This is a genomic window from Mesorhizobium sp. KACC 23794 (genome assembly GCF_052180275.1).
Classification (GTDB): Bacteria; Pseudomonadota; Alphaproteobacteria; order Rhizobiales; family Rhizobiaceae; genus Kumtagia.
The window spans coordinates 1,266,820-1,285,406 of sequence record NZ_CP197465.1 but is presented as its reverse complement, the minus strand read 5'-3'; the positions used below and the strand labels follow the sequence as shown (position 1 = coordinate 1,285,406).

Here is an 18,587-nt window from a genome sequence, read left to right as displayed (position 1 = left end):
GGGCCTCGGCGCCCACACGCATCAAGACTACGTTCTTCACGTCCGGCGGTTCGCAGCATTCCTGAAATTGCGCACGCGAGAGGCTCGCGGAAAGTCCGCTCGCGTTGGAACCTGCTATCGAAGCCGCTCATCGCGCCTATGCAATTTTCTCAAGAGCACGCGAATTTGCCACTAAGGGCGTTAGGTTCGGAAGGCAGCGCAGCGCCGCAGGTTCGCCAGGGACGCGACTTAAGCAGGCGACAGCCATACACTAGCCGATCAGAACGGGCCCGCTCGCGGAAAACTGAACCGCGACGGCCTTTCCCGCCTCGAGCGGCTGGTCGACCTCCGGAGTGACGACGAATACCGGGCCGGTCGGCAGATCGATGACATATTCCATATGGCTGCCGACATAGGTCGCCTTTGAGATCCGGCCGGGGAGGCTGCCCCGGGCGCCGGACTCCGCCAGCACTATACGGCTCGGCCGCACCGCCAGTTTCGCCGGACCGGCCACCCTGCCTCTGGCGGGCAAGGTGAGCGTGATGTCGCCGAGTTTGACCTGCGCTTTTCCCGCTTCGACCGCGACGATCTCACAAGGCAGGATGTTGGCCTCGCCGATGAAATCGGCGACGAAGGCGTCGGCCGGAGCGTCGTAAAGATCGCGCGGCGCACCATCCTGGGCGATCACCGCGCGGTTCATGACGATGATGCGGTCGGAGACGGCGAGCGCTTCCTGCTGGTCATGCGTGACGTAGACGACGGTCAGGCCGAGGTTCTGCTGTATCTCGCGGATTTCCTCCCGCACATGCCGGCGCAACTTGGCGTCCAGATTGGAGAGCGGCTCGTCGAAGAGCAAGACCTGCGGCTCCAGCACGAGCGCGCGCGCCACGGCGACGCGCTGTTGCTGGCCTCCCGATAATTCGCTGGGCAGGCGGTTTTCAAAGCCGGACAGGCCGACGAGTTCCAGCCCGGCATGCGCGCGGGCCGCCGTTTCCTTCTTGTCGAAGCCCGAGAACTTCAATCCGTAGGAGACATTCTCCGTGACCGTCATGTGCGGGAAGAGCGCGTAGGACTGGAACACCATCGACACGTCGCGATCCGTCGCGGGCAGCTGCGTGACATCGGCGTCGCCGATCAGAATGCGGCCCTTCGTTGCCATTTCGAGTCCGGCGATCATGCGTAAGGTCGTGGTCTTGCCACATCCGGACGGACCGAGCAGGGTGATAAGCTTGCCTGCCTCGATGGTGAAGGACACGTTGTTGACCGCCGGCACACTGCCGCCCGGATAGATCTTTGTAACGTTCTCGAAACTGACCGAGGCGGCGTTGCTGCGTATCTTCGCCATCTCAACCCGCCCCTGCGATTGCCGTCTGTCCGGTCTGCACACCGGGGAGCGCGGTGTTGGTACGCATCCCCGAAAGCCCCGGTCCGCCATCCAGGCGACGTCCGAGCCGCCGGGTGCCGACGATCAGTTGCATCAAGCCGATGACGGCGAGCATCACGACGATCAGCACCGTCGAATAGGCGATGGCGATGCCGTATTCGTTATTCTCAACGCGTCCGACGATGTAGCTTGTCGCCATGTCGTAGCGGCCGCTGACCAAAAAGATGATCGCGCTGATAGCAGTCATCGCGCGCACGAATGAGTAGACGAGAGCGGCGACGATCGCGGATTTCAAAAGCGGCAGCACGATGAGCCGGAATGTCTGCGCCGAACTGGCGCCAAGCGTCAGCGAACTCTCGTCGAGCGAACGGTCGATCTGCGACATCGAGGCGACGCCCGCACGCACACCAACCGGCATGTTGCGGAAAATGAACGACAGCACGAGGATGATGCCGGTGCCGGTCAACTCGATCGGGGGCACGTTGAAGGCAATGACGTAGGACACGCCGATGACCGTCCCCGGGATTGCGAAAGACAGCATCGTCCCGAACTCGAAGGCATTCTTGCCGGTAAAGTTCTGGCGCACCAAGAGCCAGGCCGTGATCAAGCCGATGGCCGCGGTCAGCGGGGCGGCGACCAGGGCAATGATGATCGTCGTCCAGAAAGAGCTCCAGGCCGAGCCGCGCCAGTGCAACCCGAACTCGTTCCAGGCCACGGCGAAGGCCTGCGTGTAATGAGCGAACGTCAACGTGTGGTCGACGCCCCAGAGCTTGACGAAGCTGCCATAGACGATGGTCGCGTAAACGACGATCGTGAGTGTCACCCAGAAGCCGACGACGCCATAAAGCGTGTAGCGGAGCACGTTTGGCAGGCGTGCGTGCATGCCGGAATCGCCCTTGCCGGAGACGGTGGTGTAGGAGCGGCGTCCGAGCCAGCTCCGCTGCGCGTAGAAGGCGGCGAGCGTGAAGCACAGCAGCACGATGGCGAGAATCGCCGCCATGGCTGGGTCGTTCTGCGCTCCGACTATCGCGAAGAATATCTCGGTCGACAGGACATCGTAATTGCCGCCCAGCACCAACGGGTTGCCGAAGTCGGCCATGCTTTCGATGAAGCCAAGCAAGAAGGCGTTGGCGAGGCCAGGCCGCATCAGCGGCAGAGTCACCGTCAGGAAGGTTTGCCAGCGATTGGCGCGCAATGTCTGCGCAGCTTCTTCCATCGATGGGCTGACGCCCTCGACAACGCCGATCATCACCAGGAAGGCGATCGGCGTGAAAGAGAGTATCTGTGCGATCAGCAGGCCCGGCAGTCCATAGACCCAGCGCGTCGGCTGCACGCCAAAAAGGGTGGAGAAGAATTGCGTGAAAGCGCCGGATAACCCGAACAACAGGATCACTGCCAGCCCGATGACGAAGGCCGGCGTGATGATGGGAAGTACGGTCAGGGCGCGAAGTACCTTGCGGTAGCGGAAGCCAGTGCGCGTGGCGACCAATGCGAATGCAAGGCCAAGCAGCGTGGTAAACACTCCAACTAGCACTGCCAGCAGCAGCGAATTCCAAGCGACGCCGCAGCGTGAGCCGCCTGCAAGGCAGTCGAGGCTCCAAAGTTTCGCGCTGAACAGTTTCTGCAGGAAGGCGCCGACCGAGTAGACGCCGTCTTCGGTCACCAACGCGTTGCCGAGCATCTGGATGATCGGCATGAAGACGAAAAGCCCGACCACCGCGACCACGAAACTGATCGAGCCGACGACAAAAACGTCGCCCCCGACGGCGCCCCTGGACGCAAGGCCAAGGCTGAACAGGAACAGGAACGCGCCGGCGGTGAGCATCGCGCCATAGCCCATCCCGAATTGCCGGTCCTGCAAATCCCCGAACGTCGCGTTCAGCCACTCAAAGCGCCAGCCGCGCAAGCCGACGCCGAAGCCCTGAACGATCATCCAGGCGAGACCGACGGCACCGATCCAGAGCAGCACGGTGCCAAACTGGCGGTCGGATTTTGGCCGGCGCCAAAGGAGGAAGCCGGCAGCGAGCAGCACGCCAAACGGCGCCAGCCAGAGTTTCATGCCCTGCAGGATGAGAAACAGGGCAGGTGCGACATCGTCGTCGAGCGGATAGCCTTGAAACAGCCAGCTGAGCGAAAAGAAATTGCCGTCGAGGCCATACCAAGGCAGCACGGCAAAACCGATCCATCCGACCGCCAGCCAAAGGGCGGCGGTCGGATGGATCATTGTGGGAACATCGCGCCTGCGCATGTCCTGTTATTGCGGAAGCGAGGCCACCTCGTCATCCCACTTCTTCAGCAGACGCTTGCGCTCCTCGCTAGAACCGTACTTCTTGAAGTCATAGTCGATCAGCTTAATCGTCGACAGATCCGGAGCCAGCGGCGACTGAGTTGCCGACTTGTTAGACGGCAGCTGGAACGACTTGGCCTCCTGTGCCTTCGACTGGACTTCCGCCGACAATGCCCAGTCATAATACTTCTTGGCTGCGTCGAGATTGCGCGCACCCTTGATGATCGACATCGAGCCGATCTCGTAGCCCGTGCCTTCGCATGGCGCGACCGTGACGATCGGGAAGCCGGCGGCGGTCTGTGCCACAGCATCGTGCATGAAGACGATGCCGATGGTCGTTTCACCAAGGCCGGCCGCCTTGATCGGGGCCGAGCCTGACTTGGTGTACTGGTTGATGTTCTTGTGCAGGGCCTTCATGTACTCGAAGCCCTTCTCCTCGCCGAACAGCTGCACCATCGTTGCCAGCGTGTTGTAGGCGGTGCCGGAAGAATTCGGATTGGCGATCTGCACCTGTCCCTTATATTCGGGCTTGGTCAAGTCGGCCCAGCATTTCGGCTCGGGCAGATTGTTCTTGGCAAGCAGGTCCTTGTTGTAGCCGAATCCGAGCGCGCCGGAATAGACACCGACCGTGCGGTGCTGGCCGGCCTCTGCCTGTTTCACGGCCCAGTCCAGCAGTTCGCCTTCCCTCGGCGACGTATATTCTTCCGTCAGGCCTTCCTCGGCCGCCTGTAGATGCGGATCGCCGGTCCCGGCCCACCAGACGTCGCCCTTCGGATTGGCCGCCTCGGCTTTGATCTGGGCATAGATCTCGCCAGCGCTCTTGCGCGTCATGTCGACCGTGATGCCGGTCGCTTCCTCGAAGCCGCGCGCCATCTGCTGGCACCATGTCTCGTCCGCGCCGCAGTAGACCGTGAGATTTTCGGCGTTGGCGGCGCCTGCCGCTGATGCGAGCAGAGCGGCGATAGCGACGGAATAAAGATGTCTTTTCATGCGGCTTCCTCCCAAAGTTGCCGTGGAAATTTCGCCTATTTGCGATCCGCCCGACTTTGGTTGCATTTTCCGCATTTTGCAATCGTGTTCATTGCGCTATTTTAGATTCTCGAATGAAGGTATGAAATGGCGAACGACAGTAAGGCCATCGGCAGGGCCAAGGACGGCAAGACCATACGGCAGATCGCTGCCATCCCGTTCCGCGTCGCTGCAGATGGCGGGATCGAGATCCTCCTCGTCACGTCCCGCGGCACGCAGCGCTTCCTGGTGCCCAAGGGCTGGCCCGTGAAAGGCAAAAGCGCACGCAAGGCGGCTGAGATCGAAGCGCGCGAGTTTGGCGGCCGGCTTCGTGCCAGTGCGTGTGACGGTCTTTCTGCTTGCCGTCGACAAAGAAAACGAGGCTTGGAAGGAAGTCGGGAAGCGCCAGCGGGCATGGCTCTGCCCGCAGGATGCGGTGACCTTGATCGATGAGCCTGAACTTGCCAGTCTCGTACGTTCGCTAACTACGCCGGAATCGGTCATGACACGAATTGCGGATCGCGGAACTGGCAAGAAAGCACGGGCGTCCGAGGGCGATTGGCATAGGATTTAACTTAGGTTGGAGGTTCTCGTGCACAGGTTTTCACCGTTGCACGTTCGAGGTGGGGGAACTCTTGTCGGAAGCCAGGGCTGAACGGTCGTTCGTCAGCGCGCAGCAGGTGGCTGAACTCGCGGGCGTATCGCGCTCGGCGGTATCGCGGACGTTCACAGAAGGCGCCAGCGTCTCCGACGTAACACGGCAGAAGGTGTTGCGGGCGGCGGACCTGCTCGGCTACCACGTCAATCACCTCGCGCGCAGTCTTATTCAGGAAGAAAGCTTGATCGTCTGCTTGATCGGCGCCGAGATCAGTACTCCCTATCAGTCGCGCATGCTAGAAGCGCTAACCCGACGGCTACAGCGGATCGGACGCGTCGGCATGTTTATCAACACCTCCGGGGAGAGTGCTAGCTTCGAGGCAGCGCTCAGGCAGACGCTGAACTATCGCGCCGCCGCCAGCATCGTTCTGTCCGGCGCTCCACCGGAAAGCCTGATCCGTACCTGCGTGAACAACGGCCAGCAGGTCATCCTCATCAACCGCGACAATCATCCCGAAGGCCCCGCCAACGTTTCCGTCGACAATCACCAGGCGGCGCGCGAAGCCTTCCATATGCTGGCGCGTGCCGGCTGCTCGACACTTGCAGTGATTTCTTCGACGGCGGGAACGCCGAGCATCGTGGCGCGCGAACGCAGCTTCGCAGCGGCTGCTGCCGAAGCGGGATTGAAGGTAACGGTCGTGCGCTCCGGCCCGACCAGCTACGCCACGGGCTTCGAAGCAGGACGACTGCTGCTCAGCGGTTCGGGCCGTCCCGACGCCGCTTTTTGCGCGACAGACCTGCTGGCCTGCGGCTTCATGGACGCCGCGCGCTACGAGTTCGGCCTGAACGTACCGGCCGACATTTGCGTGGTGGGTTTCGACGACATCGAACAATCCGGCTGGTCGGCCTACAACCTGACGACATTCCGGCAGCCGGTCGACGCGATGGCGGATTACATCATAAGCCTGATCGATGGCAGCGGCGTCGAGGATATCGAGCGTGGCCGCTTCATGGCAGCGCCCGTCTGGCGGCGCTCCGTGCGGCCGCGTTAGGATTGCGCCGTCGTTAGATATCGATGTGAAGGCCGGTCGCGTCCTGCAGCCGTGCCGCGATGCCGCGGCAACTGGCGATGACGGGGCCTCCATCGGCGAGGCTCCCTTCCCGCAGGAAGCGCCCGACTACGCCGCCAGCCTCTTCGACCAGCAGCAGCCCGGCGAGGCAATCCCAGGCGTTCATGTGGAGTTCGGCGTAGGCGTCGGATCGGCCGTCGGCGACATAGGCGAGCCCAAGCGCACCCGAGGCCGCGCGGCGCACGTTGGCGCCCCGTTCCAGCAATGCCTGCAAGACGCCGAGATAGCGCTCGTTCGGCTCGCGGTTAGACCAGCCGAACTCCACGCAGGCCATATCGAAATCCGAGGTCGAGGATGCGCGAATCGCCTTCCCGTTGCGGGAAGCACCTTGCCCGCGGCGCGCAAGGTGCAACTCATCAAGAGACGGGTTGTAGATGGCGCCAAGTTCGATTTCGCCGTTGCTGACAAACGCAATCGATATGCAATAGTGCGGAATGCCGCGCGCGAAATTCGCGGTGCCGTCGATTGGATCGACTACCCATACGTCCGGCGCTGCGACACCACCGGTCTCCTCGCCCATGAAGCCGTCTGCCGGGAACGCCTTTGCGATCGCCGCCTTGATGTGTTGCTCGACCGCTGCGTCGGTCTCCGTCAAAAAGTCCTGCGGCCCCTTCATCTTGAAGGAACCGCCAGCGCTCTGCTTCGCAAAGCCAGCGACCGCAATGCGGCCGGCGGACAACGCTACGTCGCGCAGAAAGCCGGCCCGCGCTTTGAGTTCAGTCTGTGGGCCGTTGAAATCGTTGGAAAGCATAAAATGCGGGCCCTTGGTGGCTCACGCCCACTTTGCACAGCTGTGCATATGCGTCAACCATGCTTGAATTCAGGCAAGTGTTCGCTCGCTATTTGAGGGCTTCGCTGATAAATGGCGCGCGGCGAAACGGACCGCTGTGAAGCAACCAGTCCCACGGCGTAATCTCCAGATTGCATTCAATGCCAATGGCGAGCGGCCGAGGGCTGGCGCTTTGTCAGTCAGTATCTTGCTCGACCAATGTCCGCTTCGACCTTTGGGTGGCCAATAGCTGACAGTCCGGTCTCGGCCCCGAACACGACGTTCGATAAGGCTTCGAATGGTATTCGCCACCACCGAAAACTAGCGCGCTATGGAGCGAGAAATTCACCATGTAGCTCAAAGGCGATCGCTATGTGCTCGTGAGTGTCCCCAAGGACGCATTTGGGAACAGACGTAGGCCTCTTAGCTGCCGTCAAATAGCGCCGGATTTTGTTTGGCGAAGTCTTCCAATTCTCCAATCACCGAATCGAGATGGGCGGACATCTCGTTTCGAGCAGCAAGGGGGTCGCCGGCGGCAATTGCCGCGACAATTGCGGCATGCTCGTTGCAAGTCAGAGCGATCCGCCTCGGCGTGATCAGCAGCCGGCGGGCGCGATCGAGCGACAGCCGGGCGCCTTCCACCATGGCCCGTACGCGAGGATAGCCGACCACCGAGACGAACATGTCGTGCAATTCAAGGTCGAGCCGGTGGAAGCGCGGGTGATCGTCCTCGGCGATGGCTGCTTTCTGCTGGCCCATGTTGCTCTGCAACGCCGATAGCAATTGTTCAGAGCGGTGCTTCGCGTGATGCACGACCGCCTCCCCTTCGAGGGCGCGGCGCAGGAACATGTTTTCGCGCGCATCTGTTAGTCGGATGCGTGAAACGATCGATCCGCTTTGCGGGCGGATGTCGACCAGGCCCTCAGCTTTGAGGCGGTTCAACGCCTCGGCGATGGGGAAGCGCGACACGCCAAACCGCTGTGTAAGTTCCGCCTTGTCCAACTTGGTACCAGGCTTGAATTCCAGGTCCACGATCGCGCGGCGCAGTCCGTCTACGACCCGGGCTGTGGCCCCGATGGGCTGCCGGCGCGCCAAAGGCGAGCTGGCCGGCACGTCATTTTCTTCGGTTGCACCCATACTGACATGTTAGTAGGTTGATCGTCGTGTGCCAATGGCGGCCTCGCGCCGATGGACCGACGAGGAAGGGGCCGGCAGCTCGCATAAATCCGCAGTGAACTGCAAACCGGCAGTCGATCACGCCGCCGGCGATGACGACGCCAAAGGGAGGAAGTAATGAATAAAGCTTTGCACCGGGCAATTCTGGCTACGGGACTTGTCCTAGCCGCCACGGCCGCACAGGCCGACACCGCCGACAAGCGTATTGCGCTATCCAACAACTATGCCGGCAATTCTTGGCGGCAGGCCATGCTAAAGAGCTGGGACAAAGTGACCAAGCAGGCCGTTGCCGATAAGGTGGTGGCCGCGGCCGACCCCTTCACCACCGCTGAAAACCAGGTCACCGAACAAGCCGCGCAGATCCAGAACATGATCCTGGAAGGATACGACGCGATCGTCATCAACGCGGCCTCGCCCGACGCGCTGAACGGCGCCGTCAAGCAGGCCTGCGACGCCGGCATCACGGTCGTTTCGTTCGACGGCATTGTCACCGAGCCCTGCGCATGGCGCATCGCGGTCGACTTCAAGCAGATGGGCAAGGACGAGGTTCTGTACCTCAAGGACAAGTTGCCAAATGGCGGCAACCTGCTGGAAATCCGCGGGCTTGCCGGCGTGTTCGTCGACGACGAGATCTCCAAGGGCATCCATGAAGGCGTCGCCGAGAACCCGCAGTTCAAGATCGTCGGCTCGGTGCATGGCGATTGGGCCCAGGACGTCGCGCAGAAGGCCGTCGCCGGCATCCTGCCTTCGCTGCCCGCCGACATCGTCGGCGTCGTCACGCAGGGCGGCGACGGCTACGGCGCCGCGCAAGCCTTCAAAGCGGCCAACCGCCCGACGCCCGTGATCATCATGGGCAACCGCCAGGATGAGCTCGCCTGGTGGAAAGAGCAGAAGGACGCATCGAAGTACGAGACCATGTCCGTATCCATCGCTCCCGGCGTCTCCACGCTTGCCTTTTGGGTTGCCCAGCAGATCCTGGATGGCAAGGAGGTGAAGAAGGATCTGGTGGTTCCGTTCTTGCGCATTGATCAGGACACGCTGGAGACGAGCCTCGAGACGACTGAAAAGGGCGGCGTCGCCAATACCGAATACTCGCTCGAAGACGCCCAGAAAGTGATCGACGGAAAGTAGGGATGGAAACCGGGGCAGTCGCATGACGGCGGCAGCCCCGGACCGCTTCGCGCATGAACCAATCAACTGAAAGTTTTGTGCGGCTCGACGGCGTCGAAAAGAGTTTCGGCGCCGTCCGCGCTCTTGCAGGCGTCAGCATCGAAATCAAACCAGGCACCTGCCTCGGACTGGTGGGGCACAACGGCGCCGGCAAGTCGACACTGATGAACATTCTGGCAGGCACGCTGCGTGCGTCGGCCGGTCGCGTCGAGATCGCGGGGACAGACGTCACCGCAAGTTCCGGCGTCGCGTCAGCGAACCGGCTGGGAATACGCTGCGTGTTCCAGGAGTTGTCGCTCTGCCCGAACCTGTCGGTCGCCGAGAATGCCCGTATCATGCATCCGTCCCTGCGTGGGTTCGGCTGGCGTCGCCGGGCCGCCAACCTGATCACGCAGTCGCTCGACAAGATCTTTCCCGGCCATGATATCCAACCCGACCATATCGTTGGCGACCTGTCGATCGCACGTCGCCAGCTGGTCGAAATCGCCCGAGCCTTCACCGCGACCGAACTGCCGGTCCGGTTGGTTATCCTCGACGAACCGACCTCCTCGCTCGACGGCTTCCTTGCAAACCAGCTTCTCGTCTTCGTCCGCGCCTATGTCGCCGGCGGCGGCTCGGTGGTTCTCATCTCGCATCTGTTGCATGAGGTCCTGACCACCGCCGACAATATTGCGGTCATGCGCGACGGCAGGATTGTAGCGAACCGGCCCGCCTTGGCGTTCAGCCGCGATACACTGGTGGAATGCATGGGCAGCGTTGCCGAAAAGCATGAAGCGCGCAGTGAGCGCCGCGCCGTGTCGACGGCAGAGATCAATGTGAGCGCGGTGCCGCAACGCCAGACGTACGGCACCAGCCTTGTCGCCCGCCGCGGCGAGATCGTTGGACTTGCCGGTCTGGGTGGCCATGGCCAGACGGAGATGCTGGTACGCATTTTCAACGGCTCGCGCGGCGCCGTGCGGCAAATCGAGGTCAGGGGCCAGACAGCGATGGTCGCGGGCGACCGCCAATCAGACGGGGTCTTTCCGCTTTGGTCGATCGGCGACAACGCCACCATCGCTTCGCTCAAGAACATGGTGCGCGGACTACTGATCGACCCGAAGGCTGAGGTCGCGATGGCCGAAACCTGGAAGTCCCGCATCGGTATCCGGACGCCGGACATCAACAACCCGATCCTGTCGCTGTCTGGCGGTAACCAGCAGAAGGTGCTGTTTGCTCGCGCGCTCGGCTCGGATGCCGACATCATACTGATGGACGACCCGATGCGCGGGGTGGATGTCGGGACAAAGCAAGAAGTTTACGCGATCATCCGGGATGAAGCCGCCCAGGGCAGGACCTTCCTCTGGTACACGACGGAGATGGATGAGTTGCAGCATTGCGATCGCGTCTATGTATTCCGCAATGGCGCCATCTCCGCCGAGCTTGTCGGCGATCAGATCACCGAGGAGCGCGTGCTCCACTCTTCCTTCCAAACGGCGGCGTAAACCGGATGAATGCTTCCGTCATGCTTGCCCGGTATGCCCGCATCCTGCTGCCGACATTGTCGTTCGCGGCGCTGCTGATCGCGGTTTTCTGGCTGCAGCCTCGCGCCTTGAGCTATGTCGGCCTGAATCTCCTTCTGAACCTCGCCCTGCCCATCGCGCTGGCGACGATCGCGCAGATGTTCGTCATCACGGTCAACGATCTCGACCTCTCGCTCGGCGCCTATATCGGCTTCGTCGCCTGTGTCGGCGCCACCTGGCTCAACGATGTGCCGCTGCTCGGCATAGCTGCATTGGCGGCAGGCATCGTGCTCTACGCGCTGGTTGGCGCGCTGATCCATTTGCGCAACCTGCCTTCGATCGTTGTCACGCTTGGCATGTCGTTCGTATGGCTCGGTCTCGCCATCCTTGTTTTGCCGACGCCGGGCGGCAAGGCGCCGGAATGGTTGCGAGCGCTGATGAGTTGGAACACACCGATCGTGCCTTTCACAATATACGCATTGCTGGCGCTCGCGGTGATCGTGCATCTCGGCCTGATGCGCTCAGCTTATGGCGCGGTGCTGCGCGGCGCCGGCGGCAATCCACGATCGGTCGAACGATCCGGCTGGTCGCTGCTGAAAACCAAGATGACGATGTTTGCGCTCGCCGGCCTGTTCGGCGTCTTTTCCGGGCTCGCCCTGGTGGGGCTCACGACGTCTGGCGACGCAAACATTGCTCTGCGCTACACGCTTTTGTCCATCGCCGGGGTGATCCTTGGCGGCGGCGAGTTCACCGGCGGCCGGATTTCACCCGTGGGCGCCGTGCTGGGCGCAATGACGCTGACGCTGGCGAGTTCGTTCCTGTCGTTCCTGCGGCTCGACCCGGACTGGCAGATCGGCGCACAGGGCGTCATCCTGATCATCGTGCTCGCGCTGCGTGTGCTGATCAACCGGGCGGAGCGCGCCGCATGAGCAAGCTGCTGTCGAAGCCGTGGATCGGCGCCTATGCCGGGGCGATCGCAATCTGGCTGGCGACCATCGCCTTTACGCATGGCCAGGGCGCCGGCGAGGTGCTGACGGCTGCGCTGTCATTCGCCACCTTCTCCGTCCTGGTGGCGATCGGGCAGATGTATGTCATCACGCTGGGACCTGGAAACGTAGACCTTTCGATACCGGCAACGATGACGCTGGCCGGCGCGGTGTCGATGAAAATCATGGATGGAGCCGATCCGATGATCGTGCCCGGCTTGCTGATAGCGCTCGGCTGCGGAGCGGGCGTCGGCATCTTCAACTACGCGCTGATCCGGTTGCTGCGCATCCCGCCGATCATAGCCACGCTGTCATCGAGCTTCGTCATGCTGTCGGCGGCGATCTCCTACAGTCGCGGCATCCGCATCAAGCCGCCGGCAATACTGGCCGAATTCACGACATGGATCTTCTGGGGCGTACCGGTGCTTGCTGTCGCCGGCGTGGTGCTGACAGTGCTGATGAGCGTCGTACTGCACCGCACCGTGTTCGGCCGCACCGTTACCGCCATCGGGCAGAACCCGCGTGCCGCGCGGCTAGCCGGACTTCCGGTCGACCGCGTCCGTTTCCTAACCTATGTCATGTGCGGCGTGTTTGCCGGCCTAACGGGCTACCTCGTTTCCGGTTTCTCAGGCGGCGCGGCGCTTAACATGGGATCGGAGTATCTGCTGGCATCGATTGCGGTCGTGGTGATCGGCGGAACCTCGGTTGCCGGCGGCTTCGCCAATCTGCCTGGGCTGTGGGGCGCGGCGATGCTGCTGTTCCTGCTGGTGACGATGCTCAACACATATGGTTTCGGCGCCGGAATCCGCCTGGTCCTGACGGGCGTCATCATCATCGCGGTAATTGTTCTCGCCAGCGGTCGCAAATCGACGAGCTGATGCCTCGGATGCCTCCAAAGTCAGGGTAACGGCGCAGATGACTTCCAACTAGATGTCCGCTTTTGTGGATTCGCGCTGCGAAACTGCCAGTCTGCTCCCTGCCCCTCAGCGGTAGTGTCTCCCGACGTTTCTCTCTCGGCCAATCAAGGCCGAGGAGAACTCACATGGGCCATTCTCAATTCGATGATGCTAGTCGCGTGCGCGCAGCATGGAATGCCGCCAAGAAGGTCGGCACCAAACGTCCGTTCACCCAAAAGCAAATCTTGGCAATTCGCTTCTTCCTTGATCGGGAGCGACGCATCCGGGACCGAGCGCTGTTCGACTTGGCGATCGACAGTAAGCTCCGCGGCTGCGATCTGGTCAAGATCAGGATTCGCGATGTGGTTGCGGGACCGGAGATAAGAACTCGTGCAATCGTCGTTCAGCAAAAGACCGGTCGCCCCGTCCAGTTCGAGATCACGAGCGATGTGAGAGCCAGCCTTTTTACTTGGCTCGAACGACGTGGAGGCTCGGTCGAGGACTATGCGTTTCCGAGCCGAGTCGATCACTCACACCACATGAGCACAAGGCAGTACGCTCGCTTGGTCGACGAATGGGTGACTGCGATCGGTCTGCGTGCAGAGGAGTACGGCACCCACTCGCTCCGACGCACGAAGGCATCGATGATCTACAGGGCGACGGGAAACATCCGCGCCATCCAGATCCTGCTTGGTCACTCGAAGATCGAGAACACGGTGCGCTACCTTGGCGTCGACGTGGAGGACGCGCTGCTCCTGGCTGAGCGAACCGAAATCTGACGTTGAGCGGCCATCCGATGCAGCGTGGATGCCCGCTCCTGGTGCACGGAATGCCGGGTCGCTCCGACCATCGTGGGGTGGATTCCCGCCCGGCCGCTGTTGTCAGCGGAGCTGGGAAAGCGGCCGTTTAGATAGCCGCTCGACTCCGTTAGCAACGGTCCGCCAATTCTGTCGTTTAAAGCTCGACGGACGTTTCTTAAAACCCGTCGTTGCTCATGCTACGCTCCCACATTTGGTAAGCAGGCGGGAGGCGCATGATAGCGGATGCAGGCGACTAACCGCATCCCGGTTTGCGCGATGCTGGATACCCACGATACATTGTAGTCGAACGTGTTTTCCGGTCAGACCAACAGCGTTATGATTTGGCATGCCGAATCTCAAAACCATGCAGATGCTGCTTCTTGACGACGTTTTCCGCATGGGTGGCGGGTACGTCCTGAATTTTTCGGATAAGACTTTCGGAAACTTCTTCCGCGAAGAAGTCGGCATTGACATTGACCATCCCCGTTACTCGGTCGAAGGCGGCTCAAAAGCCAAACGCTTCCGATATTTCGTCCAGAATGAAGGCCTGCCGGCCGTCGTTAAGGCCATCAAGGCTCTGTGGGAGTACCGTCAAGCACTTATGGAACGGGACGGCGAACAGGAAACACTAGCCAATATCGATAACCGCATGGAGGCCCTAGTCTCAAGCATTGGTGGCCAATGGGACAAACCCGCGGCCGCAGCGCCGCCGGCGTCTTCCATCGTGCTGGATCCTGCCAAAGTCACCGGCTTCACTAAGCGATTGCTTGATCTTGGTTCGCTCGCGCCCCATCCGCGCGGCTACGCGTTCGAGGAATTCCTACGCGACCTGTTCGACGCCTACCGCATGGAAGCCCACAAAGCGTTTCGGAACCGGGGCGAGCAGATCGACGGAAGCTTCCAACTAGACGGCCATACCTATCTCTTAGAAGCGAAATGGCAGAATGCGCCATCGGATGCGGCCGATCTGCATGTTTTTCAGGGAAAAATCAGGGAGAAATCCGATTGGTCACGGGGTCTCTTTGTCAGCTACGCGGGCTTCTCGGCGGATGGTTTGGCCGCCTTTGGCCGTGCTAAGCGGATCATCTGCATGGACGGTTTAGACATGCATGACGCCCTGTCGCGCGGCATCTCGCTCGACAAACTGCTTCGGGACAAGGCCCGGAAGGCCGCCGAGACGGGCCTACCATTTGTGCGGGTGAGCGATCTATGAAGAAGCTGACTGAGCTGACCGCAGCCGAGGCCAAGGCGCATTTTCTGAAGGACCCAAGCTATTTCAATGGGGACTTTCCCGACTACTTGAACTTCGGCCCGATCATCAAGGACGTCGCCGACGCACTCAAAGATGGTCTTTTCTGGGGTATCAAAAGCTCGAATCCCGACCATTCTTCGGACGTGAATTACCGCTTTCTTTCCAACAAGGATGGACGGTTTGCCTGGCGCCCATTGGAGTTGATTCACCCGGTCATCTACGTGTCGCTGGTCAACTTGATATGCGACGAAAGCAATTGGAAGCAGATCCTCGCGCAATTGGCCAGTTTCGAAGGCGGAGCAGTCGATTGCTGCAGCTCACTGGTGATGTCGGTCGACGATCAGTCCGACCAGGCTGCGCAGATCCAGAGCTGGTGGCAGCAGGTCGAACAGAGTTCATTGCTCCATTCGCTCGAGTTTACGCATATCCTACATACCGATGTAACGGACTGCTACGGCTCGCTTTATACGCACAGCATCGCTTGGGCGCTGCATGGCCTCGAGGCGGCAAAGAAAGGGAAGACCGACAAGAAGCTCTTGGGCAACCAGATCGACGGCCATATCCAGGCAAGTCGCTACGGCCAGACCAACGGCATTCCCCAGGGGTCAATCGTTATGGATTTCATCGCTGAAATCGTCCTTGGGTATGTCGACCACCTCATAACTGAAGAGCTGGGTGCCCCTTCCGACTTCCGGATCCTGCGCTACCGCGACGACTATCGCATTTTCACCAATAGCGACGAGCATGCGGAGAAAATCCTTAAAGTCGTTAGCGACACTTTGCGAACCGTTGGCATGAAGCTGGGCGTATCGAAGACCGTGTCGACCACCAATGTGGTCGAAGGATCGATTAAACCAGATAAACTTGCCGGAATCGACCTTCAGGATCTCGGCGATGCGAACGCGAAGACCATACAGAAGCAATTGCTGCGCTTGCATGCCTTCGGTCGTCGTTTCCCCAACAGTGGCGCGTTGAAGCGCTTAGTTGGGGAAATGCACGCCAAAATCGCCAAGCAGAAGATGACGCCAGACGATCTCGGCGTGCAGGTTGCGATCGCCACGGATATCGCAATGGTGTCGCCGGGAACGTTCCCGGCCGTGGCTGGCATCTTAAGCCACCTTATCTCCGTCGCGCCAAAGGCTGAAAAGGAAGCCTTGTGGGGCCATGTCCACAAGAAAATGTCCCGGCTCCCCTATAATGGCTACCTTGAAGTTTGGCTGCAGCGGGTGACCAAGCCAAAGGCGGTGGGATTGGAGTTCGTCAGCAAGGAGCCAATCTGCCAGATAGTGAATGGCAAGCCAGAACCGTTATGGAACAACGATTGGATCCAATCGAAGGATGTCCTGAAGGCGCTCGACGTTGCTAAGATCGTTGTTGCCGACGCCGCGGATACCAAGGAGACAATCGAGCCTGAAGAGATAGAGCTCTTTATTAAGAATGCGTGGTCGTATTGACCTTGGGTCAATGCGGACGAATACGCATCGTCGGACTAGCAAGCCTCGTCTGGGATATCTCGTCTCGCAACGAGATCTCACACAAAAACTCGATCCGGCAAGAGCAATGACCGCATCCGACAGCTCTTGAGTGCCTCAAAGCAGCTAGTCCGTTTACTGACCCAGGCTTACCGTCCGTGGGAACCGAGCGATGGTTAGGTTTCGAGCGACAGTGAAGGCTTCTCGTATGGCAGCCTCGGGGTCGGTTGGAGAATGTCAACTTAGAGCCAAGATTCTCCAAAACCGGACGGTCCGGAAGCGGCCCCCAATGCGACGATCTGGCTGTCGTCGCATAATGTCCGCAAACAACCTCAAGGCAGCCGAGAGGTTAGGTGCTGGACCGCAGAACGCACCGGAAGCCGATATGACTGGTGGAAGTGCTCGCATCCTGGCGATGGCGCGCAGCCGAACGGTATCGCTGGCAGACATTCTCAGCGCATAGGAATGATCCGCCTTTGATGACGCGCGACAGAGCCTTGCCATTCGGCGAACCACAGCACGAAGCACTGCTGCTCGTGGTGTAGCGGAAGGGGTCGGCGGTCCACTCCCAGATGTGCAGGGCGGTGATAAAGTAGGCCATTGGAGCGCGGTCATGTTGGCGGTGCGGCGGAGTAAAGCCGTCCAGTGGCTAGGCTGGTCCCTTTGGGGGTCGGCCGGGATGTTTGCCGTGGAAGTGTATGCCGCCGTCCGACATTTCGTTTTTGTCGGGGGAACAGCCGTCGCGAGGCAGCGCGGATATTCGGGCTGAGCCGGGAGACGGTTTCGAAGATGTGCCTGTTCTCTTTGCCGCCGGGCTATACGCGAACGAAGCCTGTCGCGAGGCCGAAGCTGGGTGCGCTGCTTTCGGTGATCGACGCGATTCTGGAGACGGATCGCGTGGGTCCGGTGAAGCAGCGGCATACGGCGAAGCGGATTTTTGAACGGCTGGGCGATGAGCATGGGTTCGCCGGCGGCTATACGGCGGTGAAGGATTATGTCCGGATCGCCCGTGCACGCGGGCGCGAGACATTCGTGCCTCTTTCGCACCCGCCAGGCCATGCGCATGTGGATTTTGGCGAGGCTGTCGGCGTGATCGGCAGCGTTCGTTGCAAGCTCCACTTCTTCTGCATGGACCTGCCGCAGTCGGACGCCTGCTTCGTGAAGGCCTATCGGGCCGAGACGACGGAAGCGTTCCTGGACGGGCATGTGTCGGCCTTCGCCTTCTTCGGCGGCGTGCCGCTGTCGGTGCTCTACAACGATCTGAAGATCGCGGTGACGAAGATCTGCGGCGACGGCAGGCGGGAGCGGACACGGGCATTCACAGAGTTGGTGAGCCACTATCTGTTCCGGGACCGCTTTGGCCGCCCCGGGAAGGGGAATGACAAGGGCAAGGTCGAGGAACTGGTGAAGTATGCCCGCTCGAACTTCATGACGCCGATCCCGGCGGCGGCGAGCTTCGACGATCTCAACGCCATGCTGGCGGAGCGATGCCGGGCGCGGCAGGGAGAACGAGCCGGTCGTCATGTGGAGATTATCGGCGAGCGACTTGCTGCCGATCTCAATGCGTTCAGGGAGTTGCCCACCGTGCCGCTGGAGCCCTGCGAGAAGCGGGCGGCCCGGGTGTCGTCGACAGCGCTGGTGCGCTATCGCGGCAACGACTACTCGGTTCCGACCAGCCATGGCTTCCAGGAGGTGATGGTGAAGGGGCTCGTGGACGAGGTCGTCATCCTGTGCCGCGGCGAAGAGATCGCCCGACATCAGCGTTCCTATGGGTCCGGCGTCTTCGTCTTCGACCCGCTGCACGATCTGGCGCTGATCGAGACGATGCCGAACGCGCTCGATCAGGCGGCGCCGTTGAAGGATTGGGGTCTTCCCGAGACGTTCCAGCACCTGCGTCATCTCATGGAGGCCCGCATGGGCAATCGCGGCAAGCGGGAGTTCATCTAGGTTCTGCGGCTAATGGAGGCGCTCCCGAAGGAGGTCGTGGCCTACGCCGTCACCGAAGCGATCCGGCTCGGCGCGACCGGCTTCGATGCGGTCAAGCAGATCGCGCTGGCCCGCATCGAACGCCGTCCCGCGCGGCTCGATCTGAGCGCCTATCCCCATCTGCCGAAGACCAGCGTGAAGACGACCTCGGCGGCTGATTACGCGGTGCTCATTCCAGGGAGAGCAGCATGAGCGT

At 61.1% G+C, this 18,587-nt stretch carries 15 protein-coding genes and 1 pseudogene; 10 read left to right on the top strand and 6 right to left on the bottom strand.

The window, feature by feature from the left end; genetic code table 11:
* Positions 1-250 precede the first annotated feature (250 nt).
* The 3 genes from ACSBOB_RS06475 to ACSBOB_RS06465 are packed head-to-tail and all read right to left on the bottom strand — an operon-like array spanning position 251 to position 4,640.
* Complete coding sequence (locus tag ACSBOB_RS06475; protein ID WP_442581629.1) at positions 251-1,324, bottom strand: ABC transporter ATP-binding protein; 1,074 nt, start codon at positions 1,322-1,324, stop codon at positions 251-253.
* 1 nt (position 1,325) lies between these two features.
* Positions 1,326-3,587, bottom strand: coding sequence for an ABC transporter permease (locus ACSBOB_RS06470; RefSeq protein ID WP_442581628.1), 2,262 nt, complete (start codon positions 3,585-3,587; stop codon positions 1,326-1,328).
* A gap of 30 nt (positions 3,588-3,617) precedes the next feature.
* Positions 3,618-4,640, bottom strand: coding sequence for an ABC transporter substrate-binding protein (locus ACSBOB_RS06465; protein WP_442581627.1), 1,023 nt, complete (start codon positions 4,638-4,640; stop codon positions 3,618-3,620).
* A gap of 126 nt (positions 4,641-4,766) precedes the next feature.
* On the opposite strand from ACSBOB_RS06465, the gene ACSBOB_RS06460 reads away from it, so the two are divergent.
* A complete protein-coding gene (locus ACSBOB_RS06460; protein ID WP_442581626.1) occupies positions 4,767-5,111 on the top strand; it encodes a hypothetical protein in 345 nt (114 codons plus the stop codon).
* A gap of 182 nt (positions 5,112-5,293) precedes the next feature.
* Positions 5,294-6,307 carry a LacI family DNA-binding transcriptional regulator gene (locus tag ACSBOB_RS06455; RefSeq protein WP_442583657.1) on the top strand — a complete coding sequence of 338 codons (1,014 nt, stop codon included), beginning with the start codon at positions 5,294-5,296 and terminating at the stop codon, positions 6,305-6,307.
* 13 nt (positions 6,308-6,320) lie between these two features.
* Here the strand turns inward: ACSBOB_RS06455 and ACSBOB_RS06450 are convergent, their stop codons facing one another.
* Both ACSBOB_RS06450 and ACSBOB_RS06445 read right to left on the bottom strand, forming a co-directional pair.
* Positions 6,321-7,136 carry an inositol monophosphatase family protein gene (locus ACSBOB_RS06450; protein ID WP_442581625.1) on the bottom strand — a complete coding sequence of 272 codons (816 nt, stop codon included), beginning with the start codon at positions 7,134-7,136 and terminating at the stop codon, positions 6,321-6,323.
* A gap of 441 nt (positions 7,137-7,577) precedes the next feature.
* Positions 7,578-8,291 carry a GntR family transcriptional regulator gene (locus ACSBOB_RS06445; protein ID WP_442581624.1) on the bottom strand — a complete coding sequence of 238 codons (714 nt, stop codon included), beginning with the start codon at positions 8,289-8,291 and terminating at the stop codon, positions 7,578-7,580.
* 156 nt (positions 8,292-8,447) lie between these two features.
* Here ACSBOB_RS06445 and ACSBOB_RS06440 point away from each other — a divergent pair, with 156 nt between their 5' ends.
* The 7 genes from ACSBOB_RS06440 to ACSBOB_RS06410 all read left to right on the top strand — a co-directional run bounded on the left by ACSBOB_RS06440 (position 8,448) and on the right by ACSBOB_RS06410 (position 16,387).
* Complete coding sequence (locus ACSBOB_RS06440; RefSeq protein WP_442581623.1) at positions 8,448-9,461, top strand: ABC transporter substrate-binding protein; 1,014 nt, start codon at positions 8,448-8,450, stop codon at positions 9,459-9,461.
* A 53-nt stretch (positions 9,462-9,514) separates the two neighbouring features.
* Positions 9,515-10,981: a sugar ABC transporter ATP-binding protein gene (locus ACSBOB_RS06435; protein ID WP_442581622.1), complete on the top strand. Its 1,467-nt coding sequence runs from the start codon at positions 9,515-9,517 to the stop codon at positions 10,979-10,981.
* Between the two features lie 5 nt (positions 10,982-10,986).
* The gene (locus ACSBOB_RS06430) at positions 10,987-11,928 is read left to right on the top strand and encodes an ABC transporter permease (RefSeq protein WP_442581621.1); all 942 of its coding nucleotides are present in this window, start codon (positions 10,987-10,989) and stop codon (positions 11,926-11,928) included.
* A complete protein-coding gene (locus tag ACSBOB_RS06425; RefSeq protein ID WP_442581620.1) occupies positions 11,925-12,863 on the top strand; it encodes an ABC transporter permease in 939 nt (312 codons plus the stop codon). The genes ACSBOB_RS06430 and ACSBOB_RS06425 overlap by 4 nt, the downstream gene beginning before the upstream one ends.
* 164 nt (positions 12,864-13,027) lie before the next feature.
* Positions 13,028-13,660 carry a tyrosine-type recombinase/integrase gene (locus tag ACSBOB_RS06420; protein WP_442581619.1) on the top strand — a complete coding sequence of 211 codons (633 nt, stop codon included), beginning with the start codon at positions 13,028-13,030 and terminating at the stop codon, positions 13,658-13,660.
* A gap of 367 nt (positions 13,661-14,027) precedes the next feature.
* Positions 14,028-14,894, top strand: coding sequence for a restriction endonuclease (locus ACSBOB_RS06415; RefSeq protein WP_442581618.1), 867 nt, complete (start codon positions 14,028-14,030; stop codon positions 14,892-14,894).
* Entirely contained in the window at positions 14,891-16,387 is a 1,497-nt protein-coding gene (locus ACSBOB_RS06410) for an RNA-directed DNA polymerase (RefSeq protein WP_442581617.1), read from the top strand. Before ACSBOB_RS06415 ends, ACSBOB_RS06410 begins: the two co-directional genes overlap by 4 nt.
* A 367-nt stretch (positions 16,388-16,754) precedes the next feature.
* Here ACSBOB_RS06410 and ACSBOB_RS06405 read toward each other — a convergent pair whose 3' ends face one another.
* Positions 16,755-17,006, bottom strand: a complete 252-nt coding sequence (locus ACSBOB_RS06405) for a formylglycine-generating enzyme family protein (RefSeq protein ID WP_442581616.1) — start codon at positions 17,004-17,006, stop codon at positions 16,755-16,757.
* A gap of 78 nt (positions 17,007-17,084) precedes the next feature.
* On the opposite strand from ACSBOB_RS06405, the pseudogene istA reads away from it, so the two are divergent.
* Positions 17,085-18,583 (top strand): annotated as a pseudogene (gene istA, locus ACSBOB_RS06400) (IS21 family transposase).
* Positions 18,584-18,587: the final 4 nt, after the last annotated feature.

Excerpts from the sequence above, each read along its gene's own strand:
- ACSBOB_RS06430 (WP_442581621.1), top strand. The coding sequence starts at position 10,987 with ATGAATGCTTCCGTCATGCTTGCCCGGTATGCCCGCATCCTGCTGCCG.
- ACSBOB_RS06410 (WP_442581617.1), top strand. The coding sequence starts at position 14,891 with ATGAAGAAGCTGACTGAGCTGACCGCAGCCGAGGCCAAGGCGCATTTT.
- ACSBOB_RS06415 (WP_442581618.1), top strand. The coding sequence starts at position 14,028 with ATGCCGAATCTCAAAACCATGCAGATGCTGCTTCTTGACGACGTTTTC.
- ACSBOB_RS06460 (WP_442581626.1), top strand. The coding sequence starts at position 4,767 with ATGGCGAACGACAGTAAGGCCATCGGCAGGGCCAAGGACGGCAAGACC.
- ACSBOB_RS06475 (WP_442581629.1), bottom strand. The coding sequence starts at position 1,324 with ATGGCGAAGATACGCAGCAACGCCGCCTCGGTCAGTTTCGAGAACGTT.
- ACSBOB_RS06465 (WP_442581627.1), bottom strand. The coding sequence starts at position 4,640 with ATGAAAAGACATCTTTATTCCGTCGCTATCGCCGCTCTGCTCGCATCA.
- ACSBOB_RS06425 (WP_442581620.1), top strand. The coding sequence starts at position 11,925 with ATGAGCAAGCTGCTGTCGAAGCCGTGGATCGGCGCCTATGCCGGGGCG.
- ACSBOB_RS06405 (WP_442581616.1), bottom strand. The coding sequence starts at position 17,006 with ATGGCCTACTTTATCACCGCCCTGCACATCTGGGAGTGGACCGCCGAC.
- ACSBOB_RS06440 (WP_442581623.1), top strand. The coding sequence starts at position 8,448 with ATGAATAAAGCTTTGCACCGGGCAATTCTGGCTACGGGACTTGTCCTA.
- ACSBOB_RS06420 (WP_442581619.1), top strand. The coding sequence starts at position 13,028 with ATGGGCCATTCTCAATTCGATGATGCTAGTCGCGTGCGCGCAGCATGG.
- ACSBOB_RS06435 (WP_442581622.1), top strand. The coding sequence starts at position 9,515 with ATGAACCAATCAACTGAAAGTTTTGTGCGGCTCGACGGCGTCGAAAAG.
- ACSBOB_RS06470 (WP_442581628.1), bottom strand. The coding sequence starts at position 3,587 with ATGATCCATCCGACCGCCGCCCTTTGGCTGGCGGTCGGATGGATCGGT.
- ACSBOB_RS06445 (WP_442581624.1), bottom strand. The coding sequence starts at position 8,291 with ATGGGTGCAACCGAAGAAAATGACGTGCCGGCCAGCTCGCCTTTGGCG.
- ACSBOB_RS06450 (WP_442581625.1), bottom strand. The coding sequence starts at position 7,136 with ATGCTTTCCAACGATTTCAACGGCCCACAGACTGAACTCAAAGCGCGG.